Here is a 17,224-nt window from a genome sequence, read left to right as displayed (position 1 = left end):
CGGGGGGCTTCGGGGACTGCTCGGGCGGCGGCCGGCCCCACGCCGAGTCGCGATCCGTGCTTCGGTTCCGGATGCCGGGAACTCGCCTCGCGGTGGATCGGGCCTACCGCATGGATGCCGCAACACCGCGCAGGAGGTCGAGGAAGGCCGTCGTGCGCACGCCCTTCGGAGTACGGGCGAGGTCGACGGTCTGGACGGCGACGAACCGCCGGGACGGGACCACGGCGACGATCTGTCCGCCATAGCCGGTGGCCATCACCGCCCCTTCGCCCCACTCTTCCGGCGACAGCACCCACCACAGATAGCCGTAGCCGCGATCGCCGCGGTCGGTGCGGGAGCGAGCCGCGGTCGCCTCCCGCACCCAGGCGGCAGGCACGATCTCGGCCCCGTTCCAGCGCCCGCCATCGCGAATCAGCAGGCCGAAGCGGGCGAGGTCTCGCGCGCTCATGCTGAAGGGATAGGCGGGGTGGATGGAGGCGGCCTCCAGCACGTAGCGGCCGTCGCGGGCGGAAAAATCCTCCATGCCGATCGGCCCGGCGATGCGGTGGGCGAAGCTCGCGAAGATGTCCTCGCCGGTCGCCCGCCGATAGATCGTGCCGAGGGCGTTGAAGTCCCAGTTGTTGTAGAACCAGAATGCACCAGGCGGATAGCTGCCCCGGGCCGGCCGCTTGCGCCGGATATCCTCCGTCTCGTAGGCGGCCGGATGGAACACCCCGGAGCGCGCCGCGAGCAGGTCGCGGACGCGCGCCTGCTTCTCCGCCACCGTCAGGCCGGGCGGCTTGTCGTCGATGCCGAGTTGCGCCAGCGTGGCGTCGAGATCGATGCGGCCCTCGGCCACCGCAAGGCCGTAGAGCGTCCCGAGCAGGCTCTTGCGCACGGAGCGCACGTTGAGCCTGCGGTCGACCTCGCCCCATGCGGCGGCGATCCGGTCGTCGCGGACGATGACGACCGCGGCGGGCCTCTGCGCCGCCGCATAGGCCTCGACCTGTCGCGACACCGCGGCAGCCCAGGGCGCGGCTCGCGCATCCACGGCCTGCCAATGCGCACCGGGCTCGGCCAGGACGGGAACCGCGAGGGCGAGGCTCAGGACAAGAGCGACCAGAACACGCAACAAGGCCTCCCTCCCCGCCGCCTCGCCGGTCGCAGACCGGCATCGCGGCTGATTCGCGGTCATCACCCATCCCTCGCCGCTTGACACCATAGGGTCCCGTCGATTATTCAACCAATCAGTTATTAACTAATTGGTTGAATAACGATGCCCCCCGATCCACTCAGCGCCACGCTTTTCGCCATCGCCGACCCCACCCGCCGCGGCCTGCTGGCCCGCCTCGCCCTTGGCGAGGCGACCGTCGGCGAGCTGGCGGAGCCCCACGACATGAGCCTGGCCGCCATCTCCAAGCATCTGAAGGTCCTGGAAGGCGCCGGCCTGATCACCCGCGGCCGCGCGGCGCAGTGGCGTCCCTGCCGCCTCGACGCCGCGCCGCTGCGGGCGGTGGCCGACTGGGTCGGCGACTACCGACAGTTCTGGGAACGCAACCTCGACGGCCTCGGCACCTATCTCCAGGCGCTGCAGGCCAGGACGCCACGGAAAGGAAAGCCCGAATGAGCACGCGCACCGACATTCCGGCGGACGAGCCGACGATCGTCATGACCCGCATCTACGAGGCGCCGCGCGATCTGGTCTGGCAGGCCTCGACCGAGCCGGCCCATATCCGGCAATGGTGGGGCGGCCCGGGCTGCTCCAGCCCGGTGTGCGAGATCGACCTGCGGCCGGGCGGCCGGTGGACGCATGTCATGCGCTTTCCCGAGGGCCGGGAGATGCGGCTCGACTTCGTCTTCCTCGAGGTCGAGCCGCCGGCACGCCTGGTCTGGCACCAGCCCGGCCCGGGCGCGATCGAGGAGGGCCCGCGGCCGCACTTCACCTCCACGCTGGAGGATCTCGGCGGCCGCACCCGCTCCACCCTGGTGATTCGCTTCGCGTCCATGGCCGAGCGCGACGCAGCCGTCGGCTACGGTTTCACCGGGCCGATCGAGGCGAGCCACGAGAGTTTCGCGGCCCACCTTGCCAGCCTGCCGCGAGACGAAGCATAAGCTTCCGCACGTGCTCCGGCCCGCCTGGACAAGGGCCCGCCTCGCGAAGGCTCTGCCCAGGCCCCGGAGCGCAGATCGGCGGCTACCGCGGCCGCGCCGGCAGTGAGGAACGGCTGCCTCGTCCGGAATACTGCAAGCGGTGGACAGGAAATCCCCGCCATCATCGGCCCGGTTGTTGATCCATCTACGGATTTTAGCCTATTGTCGCGATTGCTACCTTGCGTTAAGCAGAGTCATGACATCGACTCACGTGGGACGCTGGCTTGGCCGCCCCTCGGGGAACGGGCGGATCGCTTCTGCGTAGCGACGACGCAGTGTGCCTTCCGCCCCGACGAGACGAGAACACGGTCGGCGAGGCCCGGGCAGCCTGGGTGCGGCGCCACCCTACCGCGCCATCGCCCGCCAGTCCGGACCGACCGTGTTCTCGACCCTCGGCTGCCCGCCCCCCAAGGCCCTGCCGGCAGCCCCTCCCGGATTGAGGCGGGAGTGGAGGCGGCGGCGGCTCGGGCCTATAGTCCCGGACCGGATCCAGCGAGGGAGCAGCGCGGTGCAGCGTGTGACGGTTACGATCGACGACGATCTGCTGCAGGAGATCGACGCGCTCTGCGCGCGCCGGGGCTATCAAAGCCGCTCGGAGGCGCTGCGCGACATCGTCCGGTCCGAGTTCGCACGCCCGGATCCGGCGCGGGACGAAGGCCGCGATCCGCATGAGGTCTGCCACGCCGTCCTGACCTATGTCTACGACCACGAGACGCGGGCCCTGGCGAGCCGGCTCACCTCCAACCACCACCATCATTCCAACCTGTCGATCTCGACCACCCACGTGCATGTCGATCCCTGCAATTGCCTGGAGATCTCGATCCTGCGCGGGCCGCTCGACCAGCTCCGGGCCTTCGCCGACAGCGTCACCAGCCAGCGCGGCGTCCGGCACGGCGCCTTCCACGTCATCCCCGCCGAGCGGCGCGCGGCGGAGCCGCACCGCCACCCGCATCATCACGGGCACGGTCACACGCACGACGAGGACGGGCACCATCACTGACAGTCGGCACCGCGGCTTTCAGCTCGAGTCCCGAAGCGCCGCCGTGCCGATCCTCAGGCGGCGGAACCGGTGTCGCGCGGATCGCCGGCCGCGCCGTCGCCGGGCTCATGCTCGAAATGCACATGGGCATGGCTGTGGCTGTGCGCATGCTCGTGGATGGTGCCGCGATGGCTGCGGCCGTCGCGGAGCAGCGTGGCGCTGGTCGCCAGGCGGACCATGAAATGCGCGTCGTGGGCGACGATGATCATCGCCTGCGGCAGGGTGGCGAGGATCTCGCAGAGCCGGGCATAGGCGTCGGGATCGAGGCCGACCGTCGGCTCGTCGAGCAGCAGCACCTCCGGCCGCATCGCCAGCACCGCGGCGATGGAGACCAGCCGCTTCTCGCCGCCAGACAAATGATGCGTCACCCGGCTTTCCAGGTGCAGGAGGCCGAGCGAGCGCAGCGTCGCCCGCGCCGTCTCATACGCCTCGTCGCGCCGCTGGCCGAGATTGAGCGGGCCGAAGGCGACATCCTCGATCACCGTCGGGCAGAACAACTGGTCGTCGGCGTCCTGGAAGACGAGGCCGGCCTTGATCCGGACATCGCGGAACTCCGACTCGGTGCGCCGGGCCTTGCCGAAGGCCTCGACCGAGCCGGCAAGCGCCGGCGCGAAGCCGGTGATCACATGCAGCAGAGTGCTCTTGCCGGCGCCGTTGGCGCCGAGCAGCACCATGCGCTCCCCGGCCGCGAGCGTCAGGTCGACCCCATCCAGCACCCGTCGGCCGCCATAGCCGGCGGCGATGCCCGTCAGCCGGATCAAGGGGGCAGGCCCGGTCATGCGGCAAACTCCAAGGCGGCAAGTCCGGCAAGCAGTGCCGGCCAGGCGAGCAGGACAAGATGGTCGGCGCGGCCGAGGCGGCGATGGACGAAGGCGGGAAAGCGGCCGGTGAAGCCGCGGGCCCGCATCGCGCGGGCGACGCGCTCGGCCCGCTCGGCGCTGCGCAGCACCAGCATGCCGACGAGATAGCCGAGGCTGCGCCAGCTGTGCCGGTTGCTGCCGGGCCGGAAGCCGCGGGCCCGCATCGCCCGACGCAGCCGTGCATATTCCTCGTGGAAGACGGCGACATAGCGGGCCGTGAGCTGGAAGAGATGCGCCAGGCGCCCGGGCATGCCGATGCCACTCATGGCGCCGGCGAGCCGGGCCGACCCCATGCTCGACAGCAGCGCCGCCGCCAGGAGGACGCCGGCATTGACCCGCACGATGATCGTCAGGGCGCGCCGCACGCCCTCGGCCGAGACGACGAGGCCGCCGAGGCGAAAAAGCTCCGGGCCGGGAACGGTCAGCGGCAGGGTGACCAGCAGGAAGACGAGGAAGCCCTCCACCGCGGTGAGCCGGCGCAGCGTCGGGCCGGCCGGCAGGCGGGCGAAGACGGCCGCCGCCGCGGCCACCAGCAGCGCGGCGGCGAGAGCGGCAGCGGAGTGCAGCACGGCCAGCAGCGCCAGGAAGCTCAGCGCCGCCGCCAGGCGCACGCGCGGGTCGATGCCGGCGAGCGGCCCGGTATCCCGGTCTTCCGGGAAGATCGCCGCGGCGCCGGCGTTGCCGCTCATCGCCCCTCCCCCCGCCGGCGCGCCTTCAGGAAGGCGAAGAGCCCGAACAGGCCGACGATGTAGCCGACGCCGCCGATGATGTCGCGCAGGCGGATCGAGGTCTCCAGCGCGTCGATCTGCTCGGCCAGCGCCGCGATCTGCCGGGCAATGGCGATGTTTGCATCGGTGGGCGGCGCGGCCGCCTGGCCGACGGACGCGGCAGCGGGGGCCGCAGCCGGCGCGGGCGCAGGCGCGGCTCCGGCCAGGGAAAAGCGGGCGACATGGCCGTCCTGCGCATCGGCGACCACGACGATGCTGCCGGCGGCCGGCGCCGGCAGGGCGAAGCGCCCGGCGCCGTCGGTGCGTCCGGAGGCAAGGGTGGCATCGGCGCCGTCGCGCAGGGTGACGAGGATATCGGCCGCCGGCCCGCCGCCGACGAAATAGGCCTCGCCCTCGACGCCGGTGCCGATCAGCGACGCGAAGACCCGCAGGCGATGGGCCGACGCCTCGCCGGCCGTCGCGACGAGCGCCAGAGCCAGGAAAACCGTCGGGGCCATCCCCATAAGCGCTGAGATAGGGCCGGACCACCTCGGTCCGGGGAAAGGCGATGCCCTTTCAGCCGTCATGGCCGGACTTGATCCCATAGGCGCTGAGATAGAGACGGACCACGACGCTGCCGGAAAGGGCGATGCCCTCTCAGCCGTCATGGCCGGACTTGATCCGGCCATCCACGCGACCACGGATCTGGCAGAATGATACGATGGTGGCCTCACAGGACTGGTCAGCTGTCGTGTTCGCGTGGATGGCCGGATCAAGGCCGGCCATGACGCGATTGAACGGGCGAGCCCATTTTCCCCACGATCACTTATCTTAGCGCCTATGGGGGCGATCCCGGCGCTACGGCAGGCCATGGCTGACCTTCCGCCGCGGAGCCAGCATGTCCGGGGCGACACGCGCCAGGAAGGCGCAGGTGACACCGACGATCAAGGCCTCGCCGACCAGCAGCGGCACATAGGAGGCGAGCACGATCCAGGCCGACACGGTGTAGGCGCGGTCGCTCAGCATCAGCACCAGCACCACCATCAGCGCCGTCGTTGCGGCCGAGAGCACGGAGACCGCCGCGCCGACCAGGGCGGCGCGGGACGGCGGCGCCCCCCGGATCAACGGCGCGAAGACCAGCGCCCAGGCCACGCCCGGCAAGGCGATGTTCATGGTGTTGACGCCGAGCGTGGTGATGCCGCCCATGCCGAAGAACACCGCCTGCAGCACCAGTCCGACGAACACCGCCGGCACGGCCGACCAGCCGATCACCAGCCCCATCAGGCCGGACAGCAGGAGATGCACGCTGGTCGGCCCGACGGAGACGTTGATCAGGCTGGCGACGAAGAACAGGGCGGCGACGACGGCGACCCGGGGCAGGCTGTCCTCGTCGAGCTGCCGCAGGGCGAAGGCGAGCGCCCCCGCCGTCACCACGGCGCCGCCAGCCAGGACCGGCACGGACAGGACACCGTCGGGGATATGGGCCATGGCGCGCTCCCGCTTGCCTATTTCATGTCGACGGCCTTGACCCAGATCAGCCCGCCGAGCTCGACCGGCTGGGGCGTTCCCTCGGGGCTCGGCAGCTTGTAGTCGGCCTCGACCAGGGCGGCGAAGCCCCACCAGCCGGCCCGCGGCAGCGCATAGTGGAACACGCCCTGCCCGTCCGCCTTGACGACCTGGGTGATGTAGGCGTCGGCCGGCGGCGTCACCGAGCCGTCGTTCACCCACTCCACCTCGACCTCGGCGAAGGGCACCGGCTTGCCGTCGCGACGCACGACGCCGCTGAACAGGTTACCGGTCCATAGGCCGTAGGGGCGCACCAGCGGCTCGATCTCGACGGGCAGGCCGACCAGTCGGTCCCAGTCCGAGCCCCAGCCATAGGCGTCCACAACGACCTTGGCGTAATGGATGATCGACTTGCCCTCGGCCGGTTCCCAATAGGGCCTGGGCTCGACGAAGAAGGTGTAGGCGCCGGGCTTGTCCGGCTGATAGTCGGCGCGCCAGGCCGACTTGCCATCGCGCGGCGCTTCGGTCAGGCTGGGCAGGAGGTCGGTGACCCCATCCTTGGTCTGGACGCCGAAGCGCACGGGCCTCGGCATGTCCATGGTCGGTCCGCGCTCCATCGGATGGGTGAAGACCAGATCGAGCGAGAGCGCCTTGGCCTCCGGGCCGACGGTGTCGGTGGAGGGCAGGATCTCCTGGAAATGCGCCTGCGCCGCTGCGGCAGACAGCAGCAGCGCGCCGGCCGACAGCGCGGCGATGGTCCTTCTCACGATCCCCTCCGTCGGGCGGGTGGTGTTTCGTATGAACTTTTCAGGAGAACGTCACACCTGTCAACCTACCCGAGCGGGGAGGAGCCCGGTGATTTCGCCGGGATGCCCAGCGCCGCGCGCGTGACGGTGGACACGAAGCGCCAAGGCGGCCAGATCCTGGGCTTCGAAGGCGCGAAGCGCGGCTTTCGCTTCCCGATCCGGCAGACCGATGCCGAGGGGAAGCCCTATGCGGAGCACTATCTCGCCGAGATCAACGCCGTCCATCCGTTTCGAGAGGGGAACGGTCGCACGCAGCCGGCATTTTTGATCCTTCTCGCCGAAAGCGCGGGCTTTGCCGTCGACGCCGACGGATTGGATCGCGACCGCGTGCTTCACGTCATGATCGACAGTTTTCTCCGGGCGTGAAGGCTCGTTGGCAGCCCTTGTTCGCGACCTCATTTCCGACCGGGACTGATCTGACGTCGGCAGGGACCACAAACGCCGCTCTGTCCGTGACAAGGGACGGTATCATTGAAACCGGCGGATGGTGGTCTCTCCGACTAGACCGCCGGGGTGCAACTCCCTCCCCTCAGCGCCTTACCAGCCGGCGGAAGGCCAGGGCCTTGGCCTGGTCGAGCGAGGGCTGGCGGTCGTGGCTCGCCACCAGGTGGGCGCGCAGCCGGTCGGCGGCGAGCGGGGCGTCGCCGGCCTCGATGGCGTCGAGGATGCCGAGATGCTCGCGCAGCGTCGCCGCGTAGGAGCCGCGCATGGCGTGGAGCTGGTATTCGTCGAAACGGCGCAGGGCGGTGTGCTGGCGCACGGCGGCGCGCAGGAAGCGGTTGCCGCTGCAATGGGCGAGCTGGTCGTGGAACTGGGTGTCGAGCTCGACCAGGGCGGCGATGGAGGGCGGACGGTCGGCGGCGGCGAGCTCGGCCTCGTGACGGCGGCGCAGCGCCGCGAAGCCGCGGCGGGCGATCTCGAAGCCCGGCGCCAGCAGCGCCGCCGGCTCCAGGATCAGCCGGAAATCCAGGCTCTCGCGGTAGGAGGCCTCGTCGGCGAGGCCGGGCATGAAGATCCAGGTGTGGCCGACGGAGCGGCGCACCAGGCCGTTGTCGCGCAGCGTCTCCAGCACGTCCTGCGCCTTGACCCGCGTCACGCCGTAGCGCTCGGCGATGCGGGTGATCGAGATCTGGTCGCCGACCAGCCCGGCGAAGCGCTCGGCCAGGATGGTGCGATAGAGCGGGTCGACCTCCTCGCCCGGCAGGCGCGAACGATCGAAGCCGGCGGCGTCGGGGTCGGCGACGAGGGCGAAGCCGCCCTCCTCCCGGCGCGCGGCGAGGCCGAGCTGCTCCAGGAGCTCCAGCGCCTTGCGCACCGGCGTGCGGGAGATGCCGCAGCGCCGGGCCAGGGCCGGCTCGGGCAGGCGGTCGCCGGCGCCCCAGCCCTCCGCCTCCGCCACGTCGAGGATCTCGCGGGCCAGCGCCAGCGTGCGTTCGGACGGCGTGTCGTCGGCGTCGGGCTCGGCCATGGCGTCAGGCGGTTCGGTGGAAGACATCCGGCTTGTAGGGATACCACCAGTCCTGCACCATGGCGCGCCCGTCGATCACGCCCATCTTCGAGCGGCGGAAGGCGTTGAGCCCGTCGCGGCCGAGGGAGCGGCCGAGGCCGGACTGCTTCCAGCCGCCGAAGGGCAGCGCGTCGTTGTCGATCAGCGGGTTGTTGACCCAGACCATGCCGGCCTCGATCTCGGCCACCGCCTGCATCGCCTCGCCGAGGTCGCGGGTGAACACCGAGGCGCCGAGGCCGAAGGGGGTGTCGTTGGCCCGCCGGATCGCCTCGGCGAACGAGCCGACGCGGCTGACGGCGGCGACCGGCCCGAACACCTCCTCATGGGCGATCGCCATGTCCGGCGTCACGCCGGTCAGCACGGTCGGCTCGTAGAACCAGCCGACGTCCCGGCCCGGCGGTACCCGGCCGCCGGCCTCGAGCCGGGCGCCCCGGGCGACCGCGTCGCCGACCAGGCGCATGACCTTGGCCCGCGCCGCCTCCGACACCAGCGGGCCGATCTCGGTCTCGCCGAGCCCCCCGCCGATGCGAAGCCGGCGGGCCTGCTGCACCAGGCCGGCGACGAAGGCGTCGTGCACGCGCTCGTGCACCAGGAAGCGCTCGGCCGAGGTGCAGATCTGGCCGGAGAGGTGGAAGGCGGCCATCACCGAGCCGGCGATGGCGACATCGAGATCGGCATGCTCGGAGATGATCATCGGGTCGGAGCCGCCGGCCTCGAGCACGCAGGGCTTCATCCGCGCCCCGCAGGCGGCGCCGACCGCCTTGGCCGCCGCCACCGAGCCGGTGAAGGCGACCGCATGGGTGCGCTCGCTCTCCACCAGCGCCCGGCCGACCGCCGGCCCGCCGGGGACGCAGCCGACCACGCCGGGCGGCAGCGCCCGCATGTGCTCCATGAAGCGCAGGGTCGAGAGCGTCGTCGCCTCCGCCGGCTTGACGACCGCCACGTTGCCGGCGGCGAGCGAGGCCGCCAGCGTCCAGGCCATCAGCAGGACGGGGAAGTTGAACGGCAGGATGTGCACGCTGATCCCGTAGGGATGATAGGTGCAGAACTGGAAGGAGCCGGGCTGGATCGGCCCGGCGATGCGGCCGGCCTCGTCGCGCGCCATCTCGGCGTAGTAGCGGAACACCGAGGGCACGTTGGCCAGCTCGCCGACCGCCTCCGGATAGGGCTTGCCCATCTCCTGCGACATCAGCCGCGCCACGGGCTCGGGGTCCGCCGCCTCGATGCGTGCGGCAAGGTCATGCAGCAGCCGGGCCCGGCTCTTGGCGTCGAGCCCGGCCCAGGGCGCGCGGGCGGCCTCGGCCGCCGCCAGCACCCGGTCGACGTCGGCGGCATCCGCCTCGGCCGCCCGGCCGACCTCGGTGAGGTCGGCCGGGTTGATCACGGCGCGCGCGGCGCCGCCGGCCGGGACGAAGGCGTTGCCGACGAACAGCGTGGCGATGGCAGGGTCATATGTCGGCATGGCGCCTCAGCGATCGAGGTAGATCTTGCGGGTGACGGCAAAGGTCTCGCAACTGCCGGTCCAGCCCGCGGGGAAGAAGGCGATCGTGCCGGCGCGGACCGTCAGGCTCTCGCCGTTCGCATGGGTGTAGACGGCGTGACCGGCGAGAAAGTGCGTGAACTCGTCACGCGCGATGGTGACGGCGCGCCGGGCCGGATCGCACTCCCAGATGCCGCTCGCGGCCCGCCCGTCCGGCTCCTTGGCGATCTCGACGCCGCGCAGGCCGGCCAGCCGGCCGTCCAGCGTGACGGCGATGCCCCAATCATCGAGGGCCAGCGTCGAAGGGCTTCGGATCACGGGCGTGACCGCACGCGGGCCGCCCTCCGTCAGCATGTAGGTGACGAGGATGTCCTCGGTCACCTCGGCGCGCCCGCGCCAGCCCTGCTTGAAGTGCACCAGCGTGTCCGGCCCGGCCTCGATGGTCTCGCCGTCATCGGAGACGTAGCGGGCCCGGCCGGAGACGAAGTAGCAGAGCTCGTCCGCCGGCAGGATCAGCCGCCAGGAGCCCGGCGTCGAGCGCCAGAGGCCGGCCTCGGGCAATCCGTCCTCGCCCTTGAACAGGAGGCGCCCGCGGTTGAGTGAACGCCCGTCGATCGGCATCTGGTGGGGCCCCCAGTCGACCAGCCCGTCGGCGAAGGCGGCGGCGTCGGCGATGTGCGGCACCAGGGCGGACAGCGTCGTCATTGGATCATGTAGACCTTGCGCACGGTCTCTTGGACGCGGCAGGTGCCGCGCCAGCCGGCGGGGAAGAAGGCCAGCGTGTCCGGCGTGATCTCGATGACCTCGCCGCTCTCATGCACATAGGTGCAGCGCCCGGAGAGGAAATGGCAGTACTCGGCCGAGACCACGTGGCAGTTCCAGAAGCCCGGCGTGCAGATCCAGATGCCGCTTTCCGCCCGCATGTCCGGCTCGCGCGACAAGAGCACGCCGGAGGTGTGCGATTCGCCCTCGATCATGGTCGGGATCACGCCCCAGTCCCCGGCGGCGGGAATGGTGGCGGCCTCGCGCAGCAGCGGCGTCGCCTCGGCCGGGCCGCCGGGGCACAGCATATAGGTGACGACGATGGTCTCGTGCACCGTGGCCTCGCCGGTGAAGCCGGTCTTGAAGTGCACGACGGTGCCGGGCGCGGCCTCGATCGTCTCGCCGGCGTCGCTGCGATAGGTGGCGCGGCCCCTGGCGAAATGGCAGAGCTCGTCGGCGGGGATCGTCAGGCGCCAGCGCCCGGGCGTGCAGCGCCAGAGGCCGACTTCGGGACGCCCGCCCTCGCCCTTGAAGACCAGGCGGCCGCTCGAATGCGACTGGCCCTCGATCATGTCGGGCTGCGGGCCCCAGTCGACCAGGTCGAGACCGTCCGAGGTCACGTCGTGGATGTGGGGCGCGGAGGATGTGGCTGAGGGCGCGGTCACGCGGTCGTTTCCTTCAGGAGGGCGTCGAGACGTCGGGCGGCCGTGGTCGGGCCGTGGGCTGCCTGCATCGCCGCCGAGGCTTTTGCAAGCCGGGCGGCCATGGCTTCGTCGGTGAGCAGGCGCTGGATATTGGCGGCGAGCCCGTCGAGGCTCCAGTCCGCCCGGTGCATCCTGATGCCGTGGCCGGTCTCGTCGACGCGCTGGGCGTTGTCGTGGCCGTCCCAGACATAGGGCATGACGATGGCCGGCTTGCCGAAATAGAGGCACTCGGTGAAGGTGTTGTTGCCGCCGTGGTGGATCACCGCATCGACCTGCGGGATCACCGAGGGCTGCGGGAACCAGCTGCCGAGGATGACGTTCGGCGGCGGCGCCTCATAGGCCTCGCCATAGCCGCCGACATTGACCAGCGCCCTGACCGGCATGGTGCCGAGCGCCGCGATCAGGCGCTTCAGGGTCTCGGTATCGCCCGAGCCGAGCGAGCCGAAGGAGACGTAGAGCAGCGGCTTGTCCCGGTTCGCGGCGAACTCCGGCACGGCGTAAGGCTTGTCCTGGCGCACCGAACCTTCGAGGTACTGGAAGCGGACGGGATCGAGCGGCTCGCGCCGCCGGAAGCGCACGGCCTCGGGATAGAGCAGGATGTTGAGGTGGGGCGAGGCCTCGAAGAACTGGCCGAGCGGATAGGCTTCTTCGCCGTTCTCGGTGAGGAAGTCGTTGAAGCGGGCATGGATCGGCCCGATCACGTCGTTGAAATGCGCCTCGTAGGCGGAAAAGCCCGCCTTGTCGTCCTCGGCGCAGCCGGAGAGGTGCGGCGGGATGTCGGGGTCCGGGATCTCGTTCTCGCTGCAGGAGATGATCCTGACCCAGGGTTTGCCATACTGCTTGATCGCCGGGAACAGGATGACGTTGTCGACGCAGATCAGGTCGGGCTTCACCTCGTCCAGCACGCGCGGCAGGTCCTTCTGGGCCCAGACCGCGGTGTCGACGATGGCGTCCCAGCAGTCGCGGACATAGGTGCCGACCTGCTCGAACGGCGTCTTGTTGAAGTTCGGGATGTGGCCGTTGATGAAGGTCTGCCAGTACTGCGCCAGCTCGTCCGCGCCCATGGGCGGGGCCATGGTGACGACATGCTCGGCGAAGCCGTAGCCGGCATAGGTGCCGGCCATGTCCCCGGCGGTGATGAACACCGCCTTGTGGCCGAGCGCCTCGCAGGCCTGGGCGATGCCGACCGAGTTGAGCGCGGGTCCGTAGGCGGCCTCGGGAAAGAACGCGATCGTTGCCATGGGGCGTTCCCTTTCAGGTCGTTGGCATCGTTGCAGCGGAATCCGACCCGCCGCCGAGCAGGCGGGCATGGGCCGGATCGAACAGGACGGTCGCCCGGTCGCCGACGGCGAGCGGGGCGGCGTCGACATCGCCGGCGCGGCGGTCGACCATCAGCGTCGCCCCGTTCGCCAGCCTCAGGTGCACGCTCTGGCCGACGCCGTGATAGGCGATCTCGGCGACCGTGCCGGCCAGGGCCGGCGCGCCGTCGTCGGGACGCCCCGCCGGCGTGAGCCTGAGGCGCTCGGGCCGGATGGCGAGGCACCCCGGCCCGTCGCCGACGCCCTCGGCCCTGGTGCCGGCGAAGGCGCCGAGACCATCGGCGATCAGGCGGTCGCCGCTGACGCGGCCCTCGATCAGGTTCATCTGGCCGAGGAAGCGGGCGGCGAAGCGGTTCAACGGGCGTTCATAGACCTCGGCCGGACTGCCGATCTGGGCGATGCGGCCGCGGTCGAGCACGGCGATGCGGTCGGACATCACCAGCGCCTCCTCCTGGTCGTGGGTGACGACGACGAAGGCGATGCCGATCTCGCGCTGCATGCGCTTGAGCTCTAGCTGCATCTGCTCGCGCAGGCGCCGGTCGAGCGCCGACAGCGGCTCGTCGAGCAGCAGCAGGCGCGGCCGCTTGACCAGGGCGCGGGCGAGCGCCACGCGCTGGCGCTGGCCGCCGGAGAGCTGCGAGGGGCGGCGGGCGGCGAGGTCGGAAAGCAGGGTCAGGGCCAGCATGTCACCGACGCGCCGCCTGACCTCCGGCCGGGCGACGCCCTCGGCCTCCAGGCCGTAGGCGACGTTCTCGGCCACCGTCATGTGCGGGAACAGGGCGTAGGACTGGAACATCATGTTGACCGGCCGCCGGTTCGGCCGCGTCGCGGTGACGTCCTGCCCGCCGATCAGAATGCGGCCGGCATCGGAGGTCTCGAAGCCGGCGATCATGCGCAGCAGGGTGGTCTTGCCGCAGCCCGAGGGGCCGAGCAGGGCGAAGAACTCGTCGGCGCCGACGCCGAGCTCGACGCCGTCGACCGCGACCAGGGCACCGAAGCGCTTGGTCAGCCGGTCGACCACCAGGATGGGGTTGGCGGCGGTCATGGCCGGGCCTCGTCGGCCGGCGACAGCCGCTGGGCGAGGAAGAGCAGGGTGCAGGTGAACAGGAGCGTCAGGGTGGCCAGGGCATTGATCTCCGGTGTCACGCCGAAGCGGATCATCGCGTAGATCTGCATCGGCAGCGTCGTCGAGGCGGCGCCGGCCCCGGCGGTGAAATAGGCGATGATGAATTCGTCGACCGACAGGGTGAAGGCGAGCAGCGCCGCGGCGACCACGCCCGGCAGGATCGCCGGCAGCACCACCTTGAAGAAGGTGCGCATGCCGCCGGCGCCGAGGTCGGCGGAGGCCTCCACCAGGGTGAAGTCGAAGTGCTTGAGGCGCGTGCGCACCATCATGCAGACATAGGCGACATCGAAGGTGACGTGGGCCAGAACGATCGAATAGAGCCCGAGCGTCATCTGCAGCGCGGTGAAGAAGGACAGGAGCGCGATGGCGAGCACGATGTCGGGGATGATCAGCGGCATGGTCAGGATCGCGTCGAGCAGCCCCGCGCCGCGCCGCCGGCCGCGCGCCTCGACGCCGAAGGCGAGCAGCGTGCCGAGCACGGTGGAGATGGCGGTGACCGAGACCGCGACGATCAGGCTGTTCCAGCCGGCATGCAGGATCTTGGTCGAGGCGGCGAGCGCGGCATACCACTTGGTGGAGAAGCCGGACCAGACCGTCGGCAGGCCGGCCTCGTTGAAGCTGAGCAGCACGACGATGGCGATCGGCACGTAGAGGAAGCCGTAGACCAGCGCCAGATGCGCCCGGAGCCAGCGGACAGGCAGGCCGAGGGGATTTCTCATGCCGCCGCTCCCCGCCGCGCCGCCCGGCCGGTCAGGGCGGCCTGGGCGAAGAGGAGCAGCATCATCACCGCGATCAGCACCAGCGACAGGGCGGCGCCGAAGGGCCAGTCGCGCGCGGTGAGGAACTGGTCGTAGATCAGGTTGCCGATCATCTGCACCTGGCCGCCGCCGAGCAGGTCGGCGGAGACGAAGTTGCCGATCGACAGGACGAAGATGAACACCGCGCCGGTGGCGATGCCGGGCAGGGTCAGAGGCAGCATCACCTTCAGGAAGGTGCGCAGGCTCCCGGCGCCGAGATCGGCCGAGGCTTCGAGCAGCGAGCGGTCGAGCCGGCTGATCGAGGTGTAGATCGAGAGCACGACGAAGGGCAGGTAGGAATAGACCAGGCCGAGGATGACGGCCGGCTCGCTGTAGAGCATGTCGACCGGCTGCTCGACGAGGCCGCCGGCGCCGAGCGCGCCGTTGATCAGGCCCTTGCGGTTGAGCAGCACCATCCAGGCATAGGTGCGGATGAGGTAGTTGGTCCAGAACGGCAGCATCACCAGGAAGAGCAGCGTGGTGTGCCGGCGCGGCGGCGCCAGCGAGATGGCGAAGGCCGCGGGATAGGCGACGAGCACGGCGATGACCGTGGCGACGAGGGCGACGCGGGCCGAGCCGAGGAAGACTTCAAGATAGAGCGGGTCGAGGACACGGGTGAAATTGTCGAAGGTCTGCGCCTCGTAGTCGATGCCGCCATAGACGCCGCGCTCGAAGAAGGCGTTGAAGAACAGCACGCCGCAGGGCACCAGCAGGAACAGGGCGATCCAGCCGAGCCCGGGCGCCGCCAGCAGCATTCGCGACCATCGCGAGGTGATCATCGGGGCGAGTCCTCGGCGTTGCCTGCGGCGGTGGGAAGCGCCACGGTTCCGTCCTCACCGCGACGCCTGCGTCTTCCCTCCCCCTTGCGGGGAGGGATAAAGGGTGGGGGTCGTACAGGACAGGACGAGCCCTGCGTCCACTACCCCCACCCCTTACCCCTCCCCGCAAGGGGGAGGGGATCGGCAGGCGTCGCGCCTGAATGCTATCCCCCCTGCCCTACTTCGCCGCCATGATCTCGGTGACGGCGCGGGCGTAGTCCTTCTGCGCCTTGCCGACATCGAGAAGCTGTTCCTGCTTGAGCAGTTCGGCCGGCGTCATGGCCAGGTTCGGATATTTCTCGAACAGGGCCTTGTCGAGGCTCTCCATGCCGGCCTTGTTCGGCGTCTTGTACATGATGTTCTCGGACACCCACTTGGCCACGTCGGGCTGCAGGATGAAGTTCAGGAAGGCGTGCGCCGCGTCCTTGTTCTCCGAGGCGGCGGTGACGACGATGGTGTCGACCCACAGGTCGGTGCCTTCCTTCGGCACGACGTACTTGATCGCCGCGTTCTCGGCGGTGCCGTAATTGCACCAGCCGTCCCAGGCATGGACCAGCAGCGCCTCGCCGGAGACGAGCTTGGAGTAGAAGGTCGTGTCATCATAGGCGAGCAGCGACTTCTTCGTCTCCTTGAGCAGGGCCACCGTGTCCTTGATCCTGGCCGGATCGGTCTCGTTGACCGAGAAGCCCTGGTCCTTGAAGCCGGCGCCGAGCAGCCAGCGGTCGGTCGAGAGCATGGTGACCTTCTTGGCCAGCTCGGGCGCCGGCTTCAGCAGGTCGTTCCAGCTCGCCGGAGCCGTCTTGACCAGGTCCGAGCGGTAGCACAGCCCGGTCGTGCCCCAGGCGTAGGGGATCGAGATGGCATTGCCCGGATCGTGCCTGAGCTGCGAGGCCTCGGGATAGAGATTCTTGAGGTTCGGGATCTTGGCGTGGTCGAGCTTGGCGACCAGGCCGAGCTTGTCGAGCGCCTGGGCGAACTGGCCGGACACGAACAGGACGTCGTAGCCCTTGCCGCCGCCGGCGGTGACCTTGCCCATGATCTCCTCGTTGGTCGCGTGGACGGTGAGCTCGGCCTCGTAGCCGGTCGCCGCCTTGAACCGATCGAGCAGGTCCTTGGGCATGTAGGCGTCCCAGTTGGAGATCACCAGCTTGCCGCCGGCGTCGGCGGAGCCGCCGAGCGCCAGGACGGTGCCGAGGGCCAGCAGGCCGGCACGAGCGACGTTTGCAAGAGAGGAGGCAGTCCCGGGCCGTTGCATGCGATCGTCCCCTTCTGGAATGGGCGCCCTTCATGGAGCGCACCTGTGTTATCGACGATCATTGTACATGACGAAGACTTGTCGAAAAGCCGAAAGTGCATAATTCCAGAAAATAATACATATTGCATTGCGGCATAGGCAGTGACCGGCCGGCCGCGCGGGGAGCTCCCTGCGACATCCCTCCCCTGCATTCGCGAGGGCCGCGCGTGCCGCGACAGCGCGCGAGCGACGTCGCCGCTCGGCATCAAAATCCGACGAACTCGGCGTTGCTGCGCGCCCTCGGCCGCCGCGAGCGCAGCGCCGGCGAGCCGGGCCTGGTGGCACGGGATGATCGGCCATTGAGAGTTGGGGGGACGGGACGTATTCTGCATGCGTGGCGGACGGTGGTAAGCCATGGCCGCCATCCCA

General features: G+C 70.2%; 18 protein-coding genes and 1 pseudogene. 4 read left to right on the top strand and 15 right to left on the bottom strand.

Features of this window, described 5'->3' with window-relative positions:
• Positions 1–103 precede the first annotated feature (103 nt).
• Positions 104–1,111 (bottom strand): serine hydrolase domain-containing protein, encoded by a 1,008-nt coding sequence (locus AC27L4_RS24405; RefSeq protein WP_487145089.1) that lies wholly within the window; start codon positions 1,109–1,111, stop codon positions 104–106.
• A 144-nt stretch (positions 1,112–1,255) separates the two neighbouring features.
• On the opposite strand from AC27L4_RS24405, the gene AC27L4_RS24400 reads away from it, so the two are divergent.
• The 3 genes from AC27L4_RS24400 to nikR all read left to right on the top strand — a co-directional run bounded on the left by AC27L4_RS24400 (position 1,256) and on the right by nikR (position 3,130).
• Entirely contained in the window at positions 1,256–1,606 is a 351-nt protein-coding gene (locus tag AC27L4_RS24400) for an ArsR/SmtB family transcription factor (protein ID WP_487145088.1), read from the top strand.
• Positions 1,603–2,091, top strand: coding sequence for an SRPBCC domain-containing protein (locus tag AC27L4_RS24395; RefSeq protein WP_487145087.1), 489 nt, complete (start codon positions 1,603–1,605; stop codon positions 2,089–2,091). The genes AC27L4_RS24400 and AC27L4_RS24395 overlap by 4 nt, the downstream gene beginning before the upstream one ends.
• Positions 2,092–2,638: 547 nt before the next feature.
• The gene (gene nikR / locus AC27L4_RS24390; protein ID WP_487145086.1) at positions 2,639–3,130 is read left to right on the top strand and encodes a nickel-responsive transcriptional regulator NikR; all 492 of its coding nucleotides are present in this window, start codon (positions 2,639–2,641) and stop codon (positions 3,128–3,130) included.
• A gap of 53 nt (positions 3,131–3,183) precedes the next feature.
• Here the strand turns inward: nikR and AC27L4_RS24385 are convergent, their stop codons facing one another.
• The 5 genes from AC27L4_RS24385 to AC27L4_RS24365 all read right to left on the bottom strand — a co-directional run bounded on the left by AC27L4_RS24385 (position 3,184) and on the right by AC27L4_RS24365 (position 7,009).
• On the bottom strand, positions 3,184–3,948 hold the full coding sequence (locus tag AC27L4_RS24385) for an energy-coupling factor ABC transporter ATP-binding protein (protein ID WP_487145085.1): 765 nt from the start codon (positions 3,946–3,948) through the stop codon (positions 3,184–3,186).
• On the bottom strand, positions 3,945–4,718 hold the full coding sequence (gene cbiQ, locus AC27L4_RS24380) for a cobalt ECF transporter T component CbiQ (protein ID WP_487145084.1): 774 nt from the start codon (positions 4,716–4,718) through the stop codon (positions 3,945–3,947). The genes AC27L4_RS24385 and cbiQ overlap by 4 nt, the downstream gene beginning before the upstream one ends.
• Entirely contained in the window at positions 4,715–5,254 is a 540-nt protein-coding gene (locus tag AC27L4_RS24375; protein WP_487145083.1) for a hypothetical protein, read from the bottom strand. The genes cbiQ and AC27L4_RS24375 overlap by 4 nt, the downstream gene beginning before the upstream one ends.
• Positions 5,255–5,594: 340 nt before the next feature.
• A complete protein-coding gene (cbiM, locus tag AC27L4_RS24370; protein ID WP_487145082.1) occupies positions 5,595–6,224 on the bottom strand; it encodes a cobalt transporter CbiM in 630 nt (209 codons plus the stop codon).
• Between the two features lie 17 nt (positions 6,225–6,241).
• On the bottom strand, positions 6,242–7,009 hold the full coding sequence (locus AC27L4_RS24365) for a DUF4198 domain-containing protein (protein ID WP_487145081.1): 768 nt from the start codon (positions 7,007–7,009) through the stop codon (positions 6,242–6,244).
• A gap of 114 nt (positions 7,010–7,123) precedes the next feature.
• On the opposite strand from AC27L4_RS24365, the pseudogene AC27L4_RS24360 reads away from it, so the two are divergent.
• Positions 7,124–7,240: pseudogene (locus tag AC27L4_RS24360) on the top strand (XRE family transcriptional regulator); the annotation flags it as partial.
• Between the two features lie 337 nt (positions 7,241–7,577).
• Here the strand turns inward: AC27L4_RS24360 and AC27L4_RS24355 are convergent.
• The 9 genes from AC27L4_RS24355 to AC27L4_RS24315 form a co-directional block, all read right to left on the bottom strand.
• Positions 7,578–8,516 carry an FCD domain-containing protein gene (locus AC27L4_RS24355; protein ID WP_487145080.1) on the bottom strand — a complete coding sequence of 313 codons (939 nt, stop codon included), beginning with the start codon at positions 8,514–8,516 and terminating at the stop codon, positions 7,578–7,580.
• A gap of 4 nt (positions 8,517–8,520) precedes the next feature.
• Positions 8,521–10,017 (bottom strand): aldehyde dehydrogenase family protein, encoded by a 1,497-nt coding sequence (locus AC27L4_RS24350; RefSeq protein ID WP_487145079.1) that lies wholly within the window; start codon positions 10,015–10,017, stop codon positions 8,521–8,523.
• A gap of 6 nt (positions 10,018–10,023) precedes the next feature.
• Positions 10,024–10,740 (bottom strand): cupin domain-containing protein, encoded by a 717-nt coding sequence (locus tag AC27L4_RS24345; RefSeq protein ID WP_487145078.1) that lies wholly within the window; start codon positions 10,738–10,740, stop codon positions 10,024–10,026.
• Entirely contained in the window at positions 10,737–11,462 is a 726-nt protein-coding gene (locus tag AC27L4_RS24340) for a cupin domain-containing protein (protein WP_487145077.1), read from the bottom strand. The genes AC27L4_RS24345 and AC27L4_RS24340 overlap by 4 nt, the downstream gene beginning before the upstream one ends.
• On the bottom strand, positions 11,459–12,742 hold the full coding sequence (locus AC27L4_RS24335) for a nucleotide disphospho-sugar-binding domain-containing protein (protein ID WP_487145076.1): 1,284 nt from the start codon (positions 12,740–12,742) through the stop codon (positions 11,459–11,461). The genes AC27L4_RS24340 and AC27L4_RS24335 overlap by 4 nt, the downstream gene beginning before the upstream one ends.
• Positions 12,743–12,755: 13 nt before the next feature.
• The gene (locus AC27L4_RS24330; protein WP_487145074.1) at positions 12,756–13,865 is read right to left on the bottom strand and encodes an ABC transporter ATP-binding protein; all 1,110 of its coding nucleotides are present in this window, start codon (positions 13,863–13,865) and stop codon (positions 12,756–12,758) included.
• Complete coding sequence (locus AC27L4_RS24325) at positions 13,862–14,665, bottom strand: ABC transporter permease (RefSeq protein WP_487145072.1); 804 nt, start codon at positions 14,663–14,665, stop codon at positions 13,862–13,864. The genes AC27L4_RS24330 and AC27L4_RS24325 overlap by 4 nt, the downstream gene beginning before the upstream one ends.
• Positions 14,662–15,522 carry an ABC transporter permease gene (locus AC27L4_RS24320; RefSeq protein ID WP_487145070.1) on the bottom strand — a complete coding sequence of 287 codons (861 nt, stop codon included), beginning with the start codon at positions 15,520–15,522 and terminating at the stop codon, positions 14,662–14,664. Before AC27L4_RS24320 ends, AC27L4_RS24325 begins: the two co-directional genes overlap by 4 nt.
• 217 nt (positions 15,523–15,739) lie before the next feature.
• Positions 15,740–16,816 carry a polyamine ABC transporter substrate-binding protein gene (locus tag AC27L4_RS24315; protein WP_487145068.1) on the bottom strand — a complete coding sequence of 359 codons (1,077 nt, stop codon included), beginning with the start codon at positions 16,814–16,816 and terminating at the stop codon, positions 15,740–15,742.
• Positions 16,817–17,224: the final 408 nt, after the last annotated feature.

This window comes from Labrys sp. Lb11, assembly GCF_057554225.1.
The sequence above is the reverse complement of the archived record's forward strand: the minus strand, read 5'-3'. Positions and strand labels throughout refer to the sequence as shown.

Bases quoted from the DNA above. Each gene is read 5' to 3' on its own strand.
- cbiM (WP_487145082.1), bottom strand. From the start codon at position 6,224: ATGGCCCATATCCCCGACGGTGTCCTGTCCGTGCCGGTCCTGGCTGGC.
- AC27L4_RS24395 (WP_487145087.1), top strand. From the start codon at position 1,603: ATGAGCACGCGCACCGACATTCCGGCGGACGAGCCGACGATCGTCATG.
- AC27L4_RS24335 (WP_487145076.1), bottom strand. From the start codon at position 12,742: ATGGCAACGATCGCGTTCTTTCCCGAGGCCGCCTACGGACCCGCGCTC.
- cbiQ (WP_487145084.1), bottom strand. From the start codon at position 4,718: ATGAGCGGCAACGCCGGCGCCGCGGCGATCTTCCCGGAAGACCGGGAT.
- AC27L4_RS24385 (WP_487145085.1), bottom strand. From the start codon at position 3,948: ATGACCGGGCCTGCCCCCTTGATCCGGCTGACGGGCATCGCCGCCGGC.
- AC27L4_RS24325 (WP_487145072.1), bottom strand. From the start codon at position 14,665: ATGAGAAATCCCCTCGGCCTGCCTGTCCGCTGGCTCCGGGCGCATCTG.
- AC27L4_RS24400 (WP_487145088.1), top strand. From the start codon at position 1,256: ATGCCCCCCGATCCACTCAGCGCCACGCTTTTCGCCATCGCCGACCCC.
- AC27L4_RS24330 (WP_487145074.1), bottom strand. From the start codon at position 13,865: ATGACCGCCGCCAACCCCATCCTGGTGGTCGACCGGCTGACCAAGCGC.
- AC27L4_RS24345 (WP_487145078.1), bottom strand. From the start codon at position 10,740: ATGACGACGCTGTCCGCCCTGGTGCCGCACATCGCCGACGCCGCCGCC.
- AC27L4_RS24320 (WP_487145070.1), bottom strand. From the start codon at position 15,522: ATGATCACCTCGCGATGGTCGCGAATGCTGCTGGCGGCGCCCGGGCTC.
- AC27L4_RS24375 (WP_487145083.1), bottom strand. From the start codon at position 5,254: ATGGCCCCGACGGTTTTCCTGGCTCTGGCGCTCGTCGCGACGGCCGGC.
- AC27L4_RS24350 (WP_487145079.1), bottom strand. From the start codon at position 10,017: ATGCCGACATATGACCCTGCCATCGCCACGCTGTTCGTCGGCAACGCC.
- AC27L4_RS24315 (WP_487145068.1), bottom strand. From the start codon at position 16,816: ATGCAACGGCCCGGGACTGCCTCCTCTCTTGCAAACGTCGCTCGTGCC.
- AC27L4_RS24355 (WP_487145080.1), bottom strand. From the start codon at position 8,516: ATGGCCGAGCCCGACGCCGACGACACGCCGTCCGAACGCACGCTGGCG.